14 protein-coding genes and 2 tRNA genes are annotated in these 14265 nt (G+C 73.3%); 12 read left to right on the top strand and 4 right to left on the bottom strand.

Translation table 11 applies throughout. The features are described 5' to 3' along the window. Nucleotides 1-30 precede the first annotated feature (30 nt). Both gltX and KDY119_RS11810 read left to right on the top strand, forming a co-directional pair. Nucleotides 31-1485 (top strand): glutamate--tRNA ligase, encoded by a 1455-nt coding sequence (gene gltX, locus KDY119_RS11815; RefSeq protein WP_083890777.1) that lies wholly within the window; start codon nucleotides 31-33, stop codon nucleotides 1483-1485. Continuing rightward, nucleotides 1482-2249, top strand: a complete 768-nt coding sequence (locus KDY119_RS11810; protein ID WP_036949383.1) for an HAD family hydrolase — start codon at nucleotides 1482-1484, stop codon at nucleotides 2247-2249. The genes gltX and KDY119_RS11810 overlap by 4 nt, the downstream gene beginning before the upstream one ends. Here the strand turns inward: KDY119_RS11810 and KDY119_RS11805 are convergent. Further along, nucleotides 2231-3154, bottom strand: coding sequence for a LysR family transcriptional regulator (locus KDY119_RS11805; RefSeq protein WP_036949385.1), 924 nt, complete (start codon nucleotides 3152-3154; stop codon nucleotides 2231-2233). The two genes, KDY119_RS11810 and KDY119_RS11805, sit on opposite strands and share 19 nt — an antisense overlap. Before the next feature lie 70 nt (nucleotides 3155-3224). Here KDY119_RS11805 and KDY119_RS11800 point away from each other — a divergent pair, with 70 nt between their 5' ends. Beyond that, nucleotides 3225-4346, top strand: coding sequence for a YeiH family protein (locus KDY119_RS11800; protein WP_153022351.1), 1122 nt, complete (start codon nucleotides 3225-3227; stop codon nucleotides 4344-4346). A 4-nt stretch (nucleotides 4347-4350) separates the two neighbouring features. On the opposite strand, the gene KDY119_RS11795 is transcribed toward KDY119_RS11800, so the two are convergent. Beyond that, on the bottom strand, nucleotides 4351-5124 hold the full coding sequence (locus KDY119_RS11795) for a class I SAM-dependent methyltransferase (RefSeq protein WP_036949390.1): 774 nt from the start codon (nucleotides 5122-5124) through the stop codon (nucleotides 4351-4353). A gap of 128 nt (nucleotides 5125-5252) precedes the next feature. Here KDY119_RS11795 and KDY119_RS11790 point away from each other — a divergent pair. The 4 genes from KDY119_RS11790 to KDY119_RS11780 all read left to right on the top strand — a co-directional run bounded on the left by KDY119_RS11790 (nucleotide 5253) and on the right by KDY119_RS11780 (nucleotide 6852). After that, a tRNA-Gln gene (locus KDY119_RS11790) sits at nucleotides 5253-5324 on the top strand. A 94-nt stretch (nucleotides 5325-5418) separates the two neighbouring features. Beyond that, nucleotides 5419-5491 (top strand) — tRNA-Glu (locus KDY119_RS11785). 181 nt (nucleotides 5492-5672) lie between these two features. Beyond that, nucleotides 5673-5843 carry a hypothetical protein gene (locus tag KDY119_RS18880; RefSeq protein ID WP_194174195.1) on the top strand — a complete coding sequence of 57 codons (171 nt, stop codon included), beginning with the start codon at nucleotides 5673-5675 and terminating at the stop codon, nucleotides 5841-5843. Between the two features lie 16 nt (nucleotides 5844-5859). Then, nucleotides 5860-6852 carry a PH domain-containing protein gene (locus KDY119_RS11780; protein ID WP_153022350.1) on the top strand — a complete coding sequence of 331 codons (993 nt, stop codon included), beginning with the start codon at nucleotides 5860-5862 and terminating at the stop codon, nucleotides 6850-6852. Here the strand turns inward: KDY119_RS11780 and KDY119_RS11775 are convergent. Beyond that, nucleotides 6821-7540: an IclR family transcriptional regulator gene (locus KDY119_RS11775; RefSeq protein ID WP_036949392.1), complete on the bottom strand. Its 720-nt coding sequence runs from the start codon at nucleotides 7538-7540 to the stop codon at nucleotides 6821-6823. The two genes, KDY119_RS11780 and KDY119_RS11775, sit on opposite strands and share 32 nt — an antisense overlap. Before the next feature lie 136 nt (nucleotides 7541-7676). On the opposite strand from KDY119_RS11775, the gene leuC reads away from it, so the two are divergent. Together leuC and leuD are read left to right on the top strand one after the other, a co-directional pair. Then, nucleotides 7677-9212: a 3-isopropylmalate dehydratase large subunit gene (gene leuC, locus KDY119_RS11770; RefSeq protein ID WP_036949397.1), complete on the top strand. Its 1536-nt coding sequence runs from the start codon at nucleotides 7677-7679 to the stop codon at nucleotides 9210-9212. A 26-nt stretch (nucleotides 9213-9238) separates the two neighbouring features. Beyond that, the gene (leuD, locus tag KDY119_RS11765) at nucleotides 9239-9877 is read left to right on the top strand and encodes a 3-isopropylmalate dehydratase small subunit (RefSeq protein WP_036949399.1); all 639 of its coding nucleotides are present in this window, start codon (nucleotides 9239-9241) and stop codon (nucleotides 9875-9877) included. 43 nt (nucleotides 9878-9920) lie between these two features. On the opposite strand, the gene KDY119_RS11760 is transcribed toward leuD, so the two are convergent. Then, nucleotides 9921-10802 (bottom strand): LLM class flavin-dependent oxidoreductase, encoded by an 882-nt coding sequence (locus KDY119_RS11760; RefSeq protein ID WP_153022349.1) that lies wholly within the window; start codon nucleotides 10800-10802, stop codon nucleotides 9921-9923. 293 nt (nucleotides 10803-11095) lie between these two features. Here KDY119_RS11760 and murA point away from each other — a divergent pair, with 293 nt between their 5' ends. The 3 genes from murA to KDY119_RS11745 are packed head-to-tail and all read left to right on the top strand — an operon-like array spanning nucleotide 11096 to nucleotide 14257. Continuing rightward, nucleotides 11096-12412: a UDP-N-acetylglucosamine 1-carboxyvinyltransferase gene (gene murA, locus KDY119_RS11755; RefSeq protein ID WP_036949403.1), complete on the top strand. Its 1317-nt coding sequence runs from the start codon at nucleotides 11096-11098 to the stop codon at nucleotides 12410-12412. A 31-nt stretch (nucleotides 12413-12443) separates the two neighbouring features. Then, a complete protein-coding gene (locus KDY119_RS11750) occupies nucleotides 12444-13205 on the top strand; it encodes a lysophospholipid acyltransferase family protein (protein WP_036949405.1) in 762 nt (253 codons plus the stop codon). Next, on the top strand, nucleotides 13202-14257 hold the full coding sequence (locus KDY119_RS11745; RefSeq protein WP_051136453.1) for an NAD(P)H-dependent glycerol-3-phosphate dehydrogenase: 1056 nt from the start codon (nucleotides 13202-13204) through the stop codon (nucleotides 14255-14257). The genes KDY119_RS11750 and KDY119_RS11745 overlap by 4 nt, the downstream gene beginning before the upstream one ends. Nucleotides 14258-14265: the final 8 nt, after the last annotated feature.

Raw genomic sequence — 14265 nt, 5'->3', positions numbered from 1 at the left:
CCTCACGGAGGCGCCCGATACCCTGGTGCGGTGACCTTCCCCGCCCCCGGCTCGTCGCCGATCCGTGTCCGCTTCGCCCCGTCCCCGACCGGCATGTTCCACGTCGGCTCCGCCCGGTCGACCCTGTTCAACTGGGCCGTCGCCAAGCAGTCCGGCGGGATCTTCGTGCTGCGCGTCGAGGACACCGACGCCGCGCGGAACCGGCCGGAATGGACCGAGGGCATCCTCAGCGCGATGGCGTCGCTCGGCGTGCACGAGGGCGACCCCACGTTCGAGGGCCCGTACTTCCAGTCCGCGAACCGGGGCCTGCACGAGGAGGCCGCGGCTCGCCTGTTCGCCGACGGCCGGGCGTACTACTGCGACTGCACGCGCGACGACGTGATCGCGCGCACGGGCTCGCAGCACGCCGGGTACGACGGCTTCTGCCGCGACCGCGGGCTCGCCTACGAGCCCGGGCGTGCACTGCGCTTCCGGACGCCCGACGACGGCGAGACGGCCGTCGTCGACGTGATCCGCGGCAACCCCACCTTCCCGAACGCCGCGATCGAGGACTTCGTGATCGCCCGTGGCGACGGGTCGCCCGTGTTCCTGCTCGCGAACGTCGTCGACGACCTCGACGAGCGCATCACGCACGTGATCCGCGGCGAGGAGCACCTGCCGAACACGCCCAAGCAGCAGCTCCTGTGGGAGGCGCTCGGCGCGGAACCGCCCGTGTGGGCGCACCTGCCCGTCCTCGTGAACGAGAAGCGGCAGAAGCTGTCGAAGCGCCGCGACAAGGTCGCGCTCGAGGACTTCTTCGCGGAAGGGATCCTGCCCGACGCGATGGTGAACTACCTCATGCTGCTCGGGTGGGCGCCCGGCAACGACGAGGAGATCCTGCCGTTCGACGAGCTGGTCTCCCGGTTCCGCCTCGACGAGGTCAACTCGGCGCCGGCGTTCTTCGACATCAAGAAGCTCACGGCCTTCAACGGCGAGTACATCCGTGCGCTCCCCGTCGCGGAGTTCGCGGCGGCGTGCGCGCCGTGGCTCGTCGCCCCGGCGGCACCCTGGGCGCCCGAGGCGTTCGACCAGGCCACCTTCGACGCCGTCGCTCCGCTCGCGCAGACGCGCGTGGCGCTGCTGTCCGAGATCACGAAGAACGTCGACTTCCTGTTCCTCGACGGTCCCGTCGACGACGAGGCGTCGTGGGCCAAGGCCATGAAGCCACCGGCCGCCGAGCTGCTCGCCGACGTCCGGGCGGCGTTCGCGGCGCTCGAGCCCTGGGAGGCGGAGCCGCTCAAGGACACGGTGACGGCCGTCGGGGAACGGCACGGGCTCAAGCTCGGCAAGGCCCAGGCGCCGGTGCGCGTCGCGGTCACGGGCCGCACGATCGGGCTGCCCCTGTTCGAGTCGCTCGCGGTGCTCGGGCGTGAGCGGACTCTCGCGCGCGTCGACGCGGCGATCGTCCGGCTCGCTGCGGCGCCCGCCACGCCCGTCGAGCCGTGAGCGCGGCGATCCTGCCCGACGGCGTCGAGGGCGTCCTGCTCGACGTCGACGACACCCTCGTCGACACCCGGGGCGCGTTCGCGGCGTCCGTCGAGGCGGTCTGGCGCGCGTACCTGCCGCACGTGCCGGCGGAGCGGGTCCCGGAGATGGTCGCGCTCTGGCGCGGGGACCCGCACGGCCACTACCGCGCCTACACGCGGGGCGAGCTGACGTTCGACGAGCAGCGGCGCCTGCGGGCCGACGAGCTGCACCGCACGTTCGGTGGGCCGCCCGTCGACGAGGCGGCCTACCCCGCGTGGGTCGAGGTCTTCTGGGGGACGTTCGAGCGTTCGTGGCGTGCGCACGACGACGCGCGCGCCACCGTGGACGCCCTCCGTGCCGCGGGACTCCGCGTGGGGGCGGTGACGAACGCCGCGCGTGCGATCCAGGACCGCAAGCTCGCCGCGACGGGCCTCGCCGACGTGCCGGTGCTCGTCACGGTCGAGAACTTCGGCGTCGGCAAGCCGGACCCGCGCGTGTTCCGGGAGGGTGCCCGTCTGCTCGGCACCGACCCGGCACGCACGGTCTACGTGGGTGACGAGCTCGACGTCGACGCGCTCGGCGCGGTGCGCGCGGGGCTCCACGGCGTCTGGCTCGACCGGCCGGGCACCCGGCGCGGTGACGGCCACCTCGAGGACCCGGCCGCAGCCGCGGAGGCGGGGGTCGCCGTCGTGCCCACGCTCACGGCGATGGTCGAGGCGACCGGTCAGGGCGTCACGTTCTGACCCTGCGCGACGGCCACGAGCTGCCGCGCGCCGGCCGAGAGCGTCCCGCCGTCCTTCCACACCGCACGCAGCGGCCGGGCGAGGTCGAGGTCGGGCACGGGCAGCGCGACGAGCGTGCCCCGCGCCAGGTCGTCCTCGACCGCCAGCCGTGACAGGACGGCCACCGCGTCCGCATGGAGGACGGCCGTACGCACCGCCTGGGTGCTGCCGAGCTGGGGAACGTGCGCGGGCAGGGTGCGGCGCACGCGAGCCAGGGCGCGTTCGAGGCTCGCCCGGGTGCCCGAGCCCTCTTCCCGCACGACGAGCCCGCCGCCCAGCAGCTCGTCGAACCCGAGCGCCCGCCGCGGCGCCCACCGGTGGTTCCTCGCGACCACGACGACGAGCTCGTCCTCGGCGACGAGCGCCCACCGCAGCCCTCGCGCGAGCTCGGGGGACTCGACGAACCCGAGCGCGACGTCGTCGTCGAGCACGCGGCGCGTGACCTCGGCCGAGTTGCACACCACGAGCTCGACGTCCGGGGCCGCTGCTTCGCGCGGGCCGCGCGGCTCGCGGCTGAGCGTCGCGAGCCAGCGCGGCGCGAGGTACTCCGCGATCGTGAGGCTCGCCGCGACCCGGACGCGAGCACCGGGGACCGCCCGCAGCGCCGCGAGGGTCGAACCGAGCGTCGCATAGGCGTCCAGGACGCCGCGGGCACACTCGGCGGCGACGCGTCCGGCGTCCGTGAGCCGCGTCCCCCGCGGAGTCCGGACGAGGAGCTCGAGCCCGAGGCCGCGCTCGAGCCGCCTGAGGGCCGCAGACGCCGACGGCTGGGTGATCCCGAGCGTGCGCGCGGCGGCGGAGATCGAGCCGTGCGAGTCGGCGGCGACGAGCAGCTCGAGCGTCGAGGGTGCCGGAAGATCTGCCATAGCCCGATGCTATGACCCGGACGGCAGGTGCGGGGTTCCGGCGGTCAGGCGCTGCCCGCACCGTGGGGGTATGAACGGCACCCCGCCTCGCCTCGCCCGCACGACCGTCCCGCCCGACGCCCCGCAGACGTCGGCGGCGTCCCCCGCCGCGGGGCCCGTCGTCGGGCCGTGGCGCGGCCTGACCGTCTGTGCGGCGGCAGCGGCACTCGTGATCGGCGCGCACGCGCTCGTCCCGATGCTGTCGGTGCCCGTGCTGGCGTTGGTCCTCGGGATCGTCGTGAGCACCGTCGTGCGCGTGCGTCCGGCCGGGTCGCGCGCTCTGCGCGTCGCGCACCCCGGCGCCGCCTGGACTGCCAAGCACGGCCTGCGGACCGGCGTCGTGCTGCTCGGACTCCAGCTCTCGCTGCCGCAGGTCCTCGCGCTCGGCTGGCGGGGCCTCACGGTCGTCGCCGTGACCGTCGTGGCGACGCTCGGCGGAACCGTCCTCCTCGGTCGCGCGCTGCGCCTCCCGCGCGCCACGAGCCTCCTCGTGGCCACGGGCTTCGCGATCTGCGGCGCCGCGGCCGTCAGTGCGATGAAGGGCGCCGTCGACCCCGACGAGGAGCACGACGACGACGCGGCCGCGGCCCTCGCCCTCGTGACGATCTTCGGCTCGCTGGCGATCGTCGTGCTCCCGTGGCTCGTCGGCGTCCTCGGGCTGGGCGACCACCGGGCGGGGCTCTGGATCGGAGCGAGCGTCCAGGAGGTCGCGCAGGTCGTCGCGGCGGCGGGAGCCGTCTCGCCGGCGGCGCTCGCCGTCGCGACCGTGACGAAGCTCGCGCGCGTCGTGCTGCTCGCCCCGCTCGTGGCGTGCGCGGGCGTGGCCGTCACACGGTCGCGACGACGCGCGGCGGTCGCGGCCGGCCGGAGCGGCACCGTGGCGACCGGCCGCCGGGCCGCGCCGGTGCCGCTCTTCGTCGTCGGCTTCCTGGCGGCCGTCGTGGTCCGGTCGCTCGGCGTCGTGCCCGACGGCGTCGTCCACCTCGCGACGCAGACGTCGAACGTGCTGTTCGCGGCCGCGCTGTTCGCGATGGGTCTCGCGGTCGACGTGCGCGAGCTCGTCCGTACCGGAGGCCGTGTCGTCGTCCTCGGTGCTGCGAGCGCCGGGGTCGCGACCGCGGTCGCGCTCGGCGCGGCGCTCGCGCTCGGGTGACGCCTCAGGCGACCCGGTCGGCACGGACGCAGCGTGCGACGTAGGGGAGTGGCACGGTCTCGCGACCGACGAGGTCGGGGTGCGTGGCTGCGAGGCGGTCGACCTGGTCGAGGATCGCCTGACGCTCGGCGTCGGGCAGCGTGAGCAGGTGGCTGCGGGTACCGGCGAGGGCGCGGAGCCCCACCGGCGCGATGGTGTCGGCCCACGGGAAGTCCGCGCGTCCGAGGGGGCCGAAGGCGGCACCCGGGTGGGGGTCGAACGTCTCCTCGGGCCGTTGCAGGTCGTCGCCGTGGTGGAGCAGGTCGCCGAACGCCGCGACCCACTCGACGGAGCTGTCGCGGTCGTTGCGGACGATCCCGAGCCGGCCGCCCGGCCGCAGCACCCGGGCGAGCTCGCGGCCCGCGGCGGCCTCGTCGAACCAGTGCCACGCCGTCGCGACCAGGACCGCGTCGACGGACCCGTCGGCCAGGGGGATCGACTCCGCCGTCCCCACGCGCGTCTCGACGGTCGGCAGGCGTGCCGCGAGCTCGGACAGCATCGCCCGGGAGGCGTCCACGGCGACCACGTCGAGGTCTCGTGCCACGAGCCGCTCGGTCAGCCGACCGGTCCCTGCAGCGAGGTCGAGCACGCGTGCCGGGCCGGAAGCGGTGCCGACACCGTCGAGCAGCCAGCCGACGGCGTCGGCGGGATAGCCCGGCCGGACGCGGGCGTACGCCTCGGCCCCTTGGTCGAAGGAGGCGGCCCTGGCCGCGCGGTGGGAGCGGTCGTCATCGGTCATGAGCTCATCCCAGCACGGCGGAGCACGCGTTTTGGCGCTGCCCGGTCCCGTCCGGTAGTGTTCTCGGTCGGTAGGAGTCCTGCGGACAGCCTCTCGGAGAGAGGCCTCGCACAGGACGATTACCCCCATGGGGTATGGTGTAATTGGCAGCACGAGTGGTTCTGGTCCACTTAGTCTAGGTTCGAGTCCTGGTACCCCAGCGGAGATCGCTCCGCTTCTCGCGGTCATGACCACGGGAAACATGCGGTAGAGTTCTCATCCGGCAGGTGAACGCGAAGCGCTCACCGGTCACAGGCCCCCATCGTCTAGCGGCCTAGGACGTCGCCCTCTCACGGCGGTAACACGGGTTCAAATCCCGTTGGGGGTACAAGCGAGGCCCGGTCATCCGACTCAGGATGACCGGGCCTCCTGCCGTTCCCGGCAGCGTGCGGCGCGGCACGCCCGGGGCGTGTCGAAAACCACGGAAACAGCCCCGATGGGTAAACTGCCGCACGCGTCCCCACCTGTCCCACCCCGTCCCGACGCACACGCGATCCCGAGGAGCTGCGATGCCCGGCAAGGCGAAGACGGTCCTGATCTGGTTCGTCGTGGCGTTCCTGGTCTACGCGATCGTCAAGAGCCCCGACAAGGCGGCCGACGTCATCAAGGGCATCGGGGACGTGATCGTCCAGGCGTTCGAGGGCATCGGCAACTTCTTCTCGGCGCTCGTCGGGAAGTGAACCGGAGCGTGGTCGCATGACCCCGCGCGGCGCCGAGGGCGCCGCCCGGCACGACCCCCGGGCCGCCGCGGTGCTCCGGCAGATCGTCCTGCCGGCGGAGCGGGTCGTCGTCGCGAGCCACCGCCACTGGGCCTCGGTCGCGGAGCCTGTGGCGACCGCGGCCCTGGGGCTCGTGGTGGCCGCCGCGCTCGTCACGGTCGTCGAACGAGGCTTCCAGGTCGACGCCGGCCTTCTGTGGTGGCTCGCTCTCATCCCGATCGGCCGTGCGCTGTACCGGCTCTTCGAGTGGCGCCTCGAGTGGTTCGTGGCGACCGACAAGCGTCTGCTGCTCACGTCCGGGTTCATCTCGCGCAAGGTCGCGATGCTGCCGCTCGGCAAGGTCACCGACATGAGCTACACGCGCACCCCGCTCGGACGGCTGCTCGGCTACGGCCGGTTCGTCCTCGAGTCGGCGGGCCAGGACCAGGCCATGCGGCGGATCGACTGGGTCGCGCACCCCGACGCCACGTACCGCAGCATCTGCGACACGCTCTTCGGTGGCGAGGTCCCCGTGCCCGGCGTGACGCCGCGGGCAGGGGGCGTCGGCAGGGGAGCGGCCGGAGCATCCTCGCGGGCGCAGGAGCGACCCGCCGACACCAGCGCCGCAGCGGGCTTCTCGGCCGCGCCGACGGGTGAGCTTCCCGCCGTTCCCCCGCCTCCTCCGCCTTCGTTCGCCCCGACGGCGGCGTCAGGGACGGGATCTCGGGCGGTCCCGTCCCGGTCCGCCGCGGGAGCTCTCGGCGAGGCGTCCGCGCCCGCGGCCGCACCGCGGGCGCGTGGCCACGGTGGCAGCGACGGCGGCGGAGCAGCCTCGGGAGGCCCGGCCGGGACCGATCGTGGGGTGCCGGTGGAGCCGGCGGCGTGGCCGGCGTCGGACAGCATGCCAGCAGGCATGCTCCCGCCGAACCTGTCCCGCCGGGGCCGGTTCGGGCTCGGCCTCACTCGCCGGCGCGGGCGAGGACCTCGGTAAGCCGGTTCGCGGCCGCGACGACCGCAGGCGCGTGGAGTCGACCCGGCTGACGCGACAGGCGCTCGACCGGACCCGAGATGGACACCCCCGCGACGACGCGGCCGGACTGGTTGCGGACCGGGGCGGACACGGACGCGACCCCGAGCTCACGCTCGCCGACGGACTGCGCCCAGCCGCGCCGCCGCACGCCCGACAGGATCGTCGCGGTGAACTTCGCGTCCCTCAGGCCGCGGTGGAGCCGGTCGGGCTCCTCCCAGGCGAGGAGGATCTGGGCGGCGGAGCCGGCCCCCATCGTCAGCGTGGCGCCGACCGGGATCGAGTCGCGCAGACCCACGGGGCGCTCGGCCGTCGCGACGCAGATGCGCAGGTCGCCCTGGCGCCGGTAGAGCTGCGCGCTCTCGCCCGTGTGGTCGCGCAGCGCGGTCAGCACGGGATTCGCGGCCGCGAGCAGTCGGTCCTCGCCGGCGGCGGTCGCGAGCTCGTTGAGCCGTGGGCCGAGCACGAACCGGCCCTGCATGTCGCGCGACACGAACCGCAGGTTCTCGAGCGCGACCGCGAGCCGGTGTGCCGTCGGGCGCGCGAGCCCCGTCGACACCACGAGCTGGGCCAACGTCGCGGGTCCGGCCTCGAGAGCGCTCAGGACGGACGCTGCCTTGTCGAGCACGCCGACTCCGCTAGTATTGTCCATAGGCCGAATACTGGCGTCTCAGCCGCTGAGATGCAAATGCGCCAGGATTCGGCGCGTAGTATCGCCGCGCCGCCCACCCGGCTCGCCCCGGGACCTGACGGCGACGCGCACCGCGAAGGAACGAGAGGACACCCCCATGGCCGGCACGCTGGCGGAGAAGGTCTGGCAGGCGCACCTGGTGCGCCGTGGCACCGACGGGTCGCCGGACCTCCTCTACATCGACCTCCACCTCGTGCACGAGGTGACGAGCCCCCAGGCCTTCGAGGGCCTCCGGCTCGCCGGTCGCCCCGTGCGCCGCCCCGACCTCACGCTCGCGACCGAGGACCACAACACCCCGACGCTCGACATCGACCTGCCGATCGCGGACGAGACGAGCCGCAAGCAGATCGACACCCTGCGGGCGAACGCCGCCGAGTTCGGCGTCCGGATCCACTCGCTCGGCGACGCGGACCAGGGCATCGTCCACCAGGTCGGCCCGCAGCTCGGTCTCACGCAGCCCGGCCTGACCGTGGTCTGCGGCGACTCGCACACCTCGACGCACGGCGCGTTCGGTGCGCTCGCGTTCGGCATCGGCACGTCCGAGGTCGAGCACGTGCTCGCGACCCAGACGCTGCCGCTCGCGCCCTTCAAGACCATGGCGATCACGGTCGACGGCGAGCTGCCCCCCGGGACGACGAGCAAGGACATCATCCTCGCGATCATCGCGAAGATCGGCACCGGCGGCGGTCAGGGCTACGTGCTCGAGTACCGCGGCGAGGCCATCCGCAGGCTCTCCATGGAGGCCCGGATGACGATCTGCAACATGTCGATCGAGGCCGGTGCACGCGCCGGCATGATCGCCCCCGACGACACCACGTTCGAGTACCTCAAGGGACGCCCGCACGCCCCCGAGGGCGAGGACTGGGACGCCGCGGTCGAGTACTGGCGCACGCTGCGCTCCGACGACGACGCCGAGTTCGACGCCGAGGTGGTGCTCCGGGCCGCCGACCTCGAGCCCTTCGTGACCTGGGGCACCAACCCCGGGCAGGGCCTGCCCCTGTCGGCCAACGTGCCGGTGCCCGCCGAGATCGCCGACGCCAACGAGCGCGTCGCGGCCGAGCGTGCGCTCGAGTACATGGGCCTCGAGCCCGGTGTACCGCTGCGCGACGTCAAGGTCGACACGGTCTTCATCGGCTCGTGCACCAACGGCCGCATCGAGGACCTGCGCTCTGTCGCCAAGGTGCTCCAGGGGCGCGTGAAGGCGCAGGACGTTCGTGTGCTCGTGGTCCCGGCCTCGGCACGAGTGCGCCTCCAGGCCGAGGCCGAGGGGCTCGACGCGATCTTCAAGGACTTCGGTGCGGAGTGGCGCAACGCCGGCTGCTCGATGTGCCTCGGCATGAACCCCGACCAGCTCGCCCCCGGCGAGCGCTCGGCGTCGACGTCGAACCGCAACTTCGAGGGCCGCCAGGGCAAGGGTGGTCGCACGCACCTCGTGTCGCCGCTCGTCGCCGCCGCGACCGCGATCCGAGGCACCCTGTCCTCGCTCGCCGACCTCGACCTCCCCGGTGACGTCGACCTGACGACGTTCGACGGCTCGCCGCTCGACGGCGTCGGCGCCCCCGGGTTCGACGGCGACGCTCCCGCCGTCGTGGACCTCGGGCTGCCCGTCCTGTCCGCCGCCTCGCAGGCCTGACCCCGCTTCCCGGAAGGAAGAGACCCATGGAGAAGTTCACCGTCCACACGGGCGTCGGGGTTCCGCTGCGCCGCAGCAACGTCGACACCGACCAGATCATCCCCGCCGTCTACCTCAAGCGGATCACGCGCACCGGCTTCGAGGACGCGCTGTTCTCCGCCTGGCGGAACGACCCGTCGTTCGTGCTCAACCAAGACGCCTACAAGGCCGGCTCCGTGCTGGTGGCCGGCCCTGACTTCGGTACGGGCTCGTCGCGCGAGCACGCCGTCTGGGCGCTCAAGGACTACGGGTTCCGCGTCGTGCTCGCGTCGCGTTTCGCGGACATCTTCCGCGGGAACTCGGGCAAGCAGGGCCTGGTCGCGGGCGTCGTCGCGCAGGAGGACATCGAGCTCCTCTGGAAGATCCTCGAGACCACGCCCGGCACCGAGGTGACCGTCGACCTCGTCGAGCGCACCGTGCACGCGGACGACATCACCGTGCCGTTCCACGTGGACGACTACACGCGCTGGCGGTTGCTCGAGGGCCTCGACGACATCGGTCTGACGCTCCAGCACGCCGACGAGATCTCGGCGTTCGAGGCGACGCGTGCCTCGTGGCGCCCGCAGACCCTTCCGGCCAAGCACCTGCCGAAGGTCGAGATCGAGGCCGCGCGCCCCGCCGTCTGACCTCGGGTCCGGTCCCGAGCACGGGCCGTCCGGACGCGTGGTCTCACGCGCCGGGCGGCCCCTGCCGTACCCGGTCGAAGAGCGACCCGGCCGTCACCGTGTCCGGGTCCCACCGCGACTCGACCCACCACGTCGCCCCGGCCTCGCCCAGCGCGGCGAGGCGCTCGCGGGCGGCCGACGGGTCGTCGTCGGGCAGGATGCCCTGCAGCACGACGTCGAACGGCGTCTCGGTCGGCTGCTCGAGCCCGAGCGCGTCGCGGCGCGCGTCGAGCCACGCGACCAGGCTCGCGACGTCGTCGGGCGTGATGTCGTCGAACGCACGTTCACCGCGTAGCTGCACGACGATCCCGTCGGCGCGCAGCGCGCGGTCCAGCGAGCGGACGGGGGGACGCTCCGCGTCCCACACGCCCACGGGCCAGACGGGAACCCGAGGCCCGGTCCCGGGCCGGTCCACGGGGCGGGGGAGGAACCGCATCTCGCCCGTGCTCGTGTGCGTCCCCGCGAACTCGAACGGCTCGCCCGTCCACGCGCGGTCGAGGAAGGCCAGCGCGTCGTCCAGGAGTTCAGCGCGCTCACGCAGCCCGGTGAGCTGCCCGGGGACCGCGGTGAAGCCCGCGTCGTCGAGGACGCCGACGCCGACAGGCAGGACGAGGCGGCCGCCCGACAGCTGGTCGACGGTCACCGCCTGGCGGACGATCTCCCACGGACGGCGGCGTGGGAACGCGAAGACCATCGCCCCGAGCGCGAGGCGCGAGGTGCGCACCGCGGCCGCGGCGAGCACGGCCCACGGGTCCACCATCTCCTGCGAGCCGATGCTGAGGCCGTCCCAGGTGAAGACGCCGTCCCAGCCGTGCTGCTCCGCCTCGACCGCGAGGTCCACCGACTCCGTTGCCATGGTGGTGCTCGCCACGATCCCGATCCGCATGGCGCCGACGCTAGCCCGGACCGCCGACATCCTCGCGAAGCAGCCGGGCTGGCGGGGTGCTCCGCGAAGCCACCGTGGGGTGGGCGGGAAGGGATGGGTGGTTCGCGCGGTTTGTCGGCGAGTGTGGAGGTGCTGCGACGACGTCGTGCGCGCCGTGCGAGCCGGTAGGGGGGTGCGTGTCGGGTGACGTACCGTGGTGCGCGGCCCGGCCGAGGGGATTCGGAAGACCGGCGCCACACCGCGCCAGGCGCTCCTGTGCGCGCGAACGACGAGCTGTGGGTGACGATAGGCCTATGTCAGATCTGCTGTACGTCAACGGCGGCAACCCGCTCAAGGGGACCATCACCGTCCGGGGTGCGAAGAACTTCGTCTCGAAGGCGATGGTCGCCTCGGTGCTCGGCGAGACGCCGAGCGAGCTGCGCAACGTGCCGCAGATCCGCGACGTCAACGTCGTCACCGGTCTGCTCGAGCTGCACGGCGTCCGGGTCGACTCCGACCCCGTGGCCGGCACGCTGCGGCTGGACCCGCGCGACGTCGAGTCCGCGCACGTCGCCGACATCGACGCCCACGCGGGCTCGAGCCGCATCCCGATCCTGTTCTGCGGCCCGCTGCTGCACCGGCTCGGCGAGGCGTTCATCCCCGACCTCGGCGGCTGCCACATCGGCGACCGGCCGATCAACTACCACCTCGACATCCTGCGCCAGTTCGGCGCGGTCGTGGACAAGCGCGAGCAGGGCATCCACATCCGGGCGCCGCGCGGCCTGCACGGCACCAAGGTCGAGCTCCCGTACCCGAGCGTCGGCGCGACCGAGCAGCTCCTCCTCACGGCCGTCCGCGCCGACGGCGTGACCGAGCTGTCGAACGCGGCGATCGAGCCCGAGATCATGGACCTCATCGCCGTCCTGCAGAAGATGGGCGCCGTCATCTCCGTGGACACCGACCGGGTGATCCGCGTCGAGGGCGTCGACCGGCTCGTGGGCTTCCGGCACACCGCGCTCGCGGACCGCATCGAGGCCGCCTCGTGGGCGTCGGCGGCGCTCGCCACCGCGGGCGACGTCTACGTCAAGGGCGCGACGCAGCCCGAGATGATGACCTTCCTCAACACGTTCAGGAAGGTCGGGGGCGAGTTCGAGGTCGACGACGAGGGCATCCGGTTCTACCACCCGGGCGGCGACCTCAACGCGATCGTGCTCGAGACCGACGTTCACCCCGGCTTCATGACGGACTGGCAGCAGCCGCTCGTCGTCGCCCTCACGCAGGCCAAGGGCCTGTCGATCGTCCACGAGACCGTCTACGAGAACCGGTTCGGGTTCACGGACGCGCTGCGCGGGATGGGTGCCACGATCCAGGTCTACAAGGAGTGCCTCGGGGGTCGCCCCTGCCGGTTCGGGCAGCGCAACTTCCATCACTCCGCGGTGATCTCCGGCCCGACGCCGCTCGCCGCCGCCGAGATCGAGGTTCCCGACCTGCGGGGCGGGTTCAGCCACCTGATCGCCGCGCTCACGGCGAAGGGCACCTCGACGGTCCGGGGGATCTCGCTCATCGACCGCGGCTACGAGCACTTCCAGGAGAAGCTGTCGGCCCTGGGCGCCGAGGTCGGGCGCGACTGACGCGAGCCCCGGCCCGGTAGGCTGGTGCACCGTGCCCGTCGCTCGCCCTGACTCCTTCGCGTTCCGCGTGGTTGCACGCATCGTCCGGAGCTTCATGTTCGCCATCACCCGCCGCGACTGGCAGGGGATGAAGCACTTCCCGACGGACAGCGGCTTCATCGCGGCTGCCAACCACGCCACCGACCTGGACGCACTGACGTTCGCGCACTTCCTGTTCGACGCGGGCCACGAGCCTCGGATCCTCGCGAAGGCGTCGCTGTGGAAGGTCCCGGTCGTCGGCTGGGCGCTGCGGTCCACCCGGATGATCCCGGTGGCGCGCGGCTCCGTCGACGCCGGGGCGTCGCTGCGGGCCGCGACCGAGCGGCTGCAGGCCGGCGACTGCGTGGCGATCTTCCCCGAGGGGACGCTCACGCGGGACCCGGACCTGTGGCCCATGGCCGGCAAGACGGGGATGGCGCGGCTCGCGCTCGCGAGCCGCGTGCCCGTCGTCCCGACCGCCCAGTGGGGCGCCCAGGAGATCCTGCCGCGCTACTCCAAGCGCTTCCGGCCCTTCCCGCGCAAGCTCGTCCACCTGCACGCCGGGCCGCCGGTCGACCTGTCGGACCTGTACGACCGACCGGTCGACACCGTCGTCCTGCGGGAGGCGACGGACCGCGTGCTCGACGCGATCACGCACCTCCTCGAGGAGATCCGGGGGGAGCGGGCGCCGGCCGTGCGGTTCGACCTGCGGCGGCACCCCGAGTACGACACGAAGCAGACGACCTACCCGCCCCTCCCGGAGGACGCACGATGACAGAGCCCGCCCCCTCGACGAGCCCGGCCACCGGAAGGCCGGAGGAGCGCGTCCGGGTGGCGGTGCTGGGCAGCGGGGCGTGGGGCACCACGTTCGCCGCCGTGATGGCGGACGCGGGGTGCGACGTGACCCTCTGGGCGCGGCGCGACGACGTGGTCGCCGACGTGCGGGACAACCACCGCAACGAGGCCTACCTGGCGGGTGTCGACCTCCCTGCCGGCGTGACGGCGACCACCGACGCCGCGGAGGCGGTGCGTGGCGCACGCATCGTCGCCGTCGCCGTCCCGTCGCAGCATGCACGAACGAGCCTCGCGCCGTTCGCGGCCCTGCTCGAGCCGGACGTCGTCGTGGTCTCGCTCATGAAGGGCGTGGAGCTCGGCACGGACCGGCGCATGAGCGAGGTCCTGTCCGAGGTGCTCGACGTCCCGGCGGAGCGCGTGGCGGTCGTCTCGGGCCCCAACCTCGCGAAGGAGATCGCGGCCCAGCAACCCACGGGGACCGTCGTGTCGTGCCCCGACGAGACCAACGCGCGGCTCGTTGCGGCCGCGTGCACGACCCCCTACTTCCGCCCCTACACCAACACGGACGTCGTCGGCGTCGAGCTGTGCGGGGCGGCCAAGAACGTCATCGCGCTCGTCGTCGGCATCGCGCAGGGGCGCGGGTACGGCTACAACACGATGGCGACCGTCATCACCCGCGGCCTCGTCGAGATCACGCGCCTCGGGCTCGCGCTCGGGGCCCAGGTCGAGACGTTCGCGGGGCTCGCGGGCATGGGCGACCTCGTCGCGACGTGCGCGTCACCGCTGTCCCGCAACCACACCCTGGGCAAGCACGTGGGCGGCGGCATGTCGCTCGACGAGGCCGTCCGGGCGACGGGCGGGACCGCCGAGGGCGTGAAGTCGTGCGTGTCGATCCTCGAGCTGGCGCAGCGTCACGACGTCGAGATGCCGATCACGGGAGCCGCGGTCGCCATGATCCACGACGGCAGGTCCGTCGACGACGTCACGCGGGCGCTGCTCGGACGACCGCAGAAGGCCGAGTCGCTGAGCTGACCGGGTAC

Source organism: Luteimicrobium xylanilyticum (genome assembly GCF_009429125.1).
Classification (GTDB): domain Bacteria; phylum Actinomycetota; class Actinomycetes; order Actinomycetales; family Cellulomonadaceae; genus Luteimicrobium; species Luteimicrobium xylanilyticum.
Note: the sequence above shows the minus strand (reverse complement) of the source record. Positions and strands in the feature narration are given on the sequence as shown.

Bases quoted from the DNA above. Each gene is read 5' to 3' on its own strand.
- KDY119_RS11805 (WP_036949385.1), bottom strand. From the start codon at position 3,154: ATGGCAGATCTTCCGGCACCCTCGACGCTCGAGCTGCTCGTCGCCGCC.
- KDY119_RS11800 (WP_153022351.1), top strand. From the start codon at position 3,225: ATGAACGGCACCCCGCCTCGCCTCGCCCGCACGACCGTCCCGCCCGAC.
- KDY119_RS11795 (WP_036949390.1), bottom strand. From the start codon at position 5,124: ATGACCGATGACGACCGCTCCCACCGCGCGGCCAGGGCCGCCTCCTTC.
- KDY119_RS18880 (WP_194174195.1), top strand. From the start codon at position 5,673: ATGCCCGGCAAGGCGAAGACGGTCCTGATCTGGTTCGTCGTGGCGTTC.
- KDY119_RS11780 (WP_153022350.1), top strand. From the start codon at position 5,860: ATGACCCCGCGCGGCGCCGAGGGCGCCGCCCGGCACGACCCCCGGGCC.
- KDY119_RS11775 (WP_036949392.1), bottom strand. From the start codon at position 7,540: ATGGACAATACTAGCGGAGTCGGCGTGCTCGACAAGGCAGCGTCCGTC.
- leuC (WP_036949397.1), top strand. From the start codon at position 7,677: ATGGCCGGCACGCTGGCGGAGAAGGTCTGGCAGGCGCACCTGGTGCGC.
- leuD (WP_036949399.1), top strand. From the start codon at position 9,239: ATGGAGAAGTTCACCGTCCACACGGGCGTCGGGGTTCCGCTGCGCCGC.
- KDY119_RS11760 (WP_153022349.1), bottom strand. From the start codon at position 10,802: ATGCGGATCGGGATCGTGGCGAGCACCACCATGGCAACGGAGTCGGTG.
- murA (WP_036949403.1), top strand. From the start codon at position 11,096: ATGTCAGATCTGCTGTACGTCAACGGCGGCAACCCGCTCAAGGGGACC.
- KDY119_RS11745 (WP_051136453.1), top strand. From the start codon at position 13,202: ATGACAGAGCCCGCCCCCTCGACGAGCCCGGCCACCGGAAGGCCGGAG.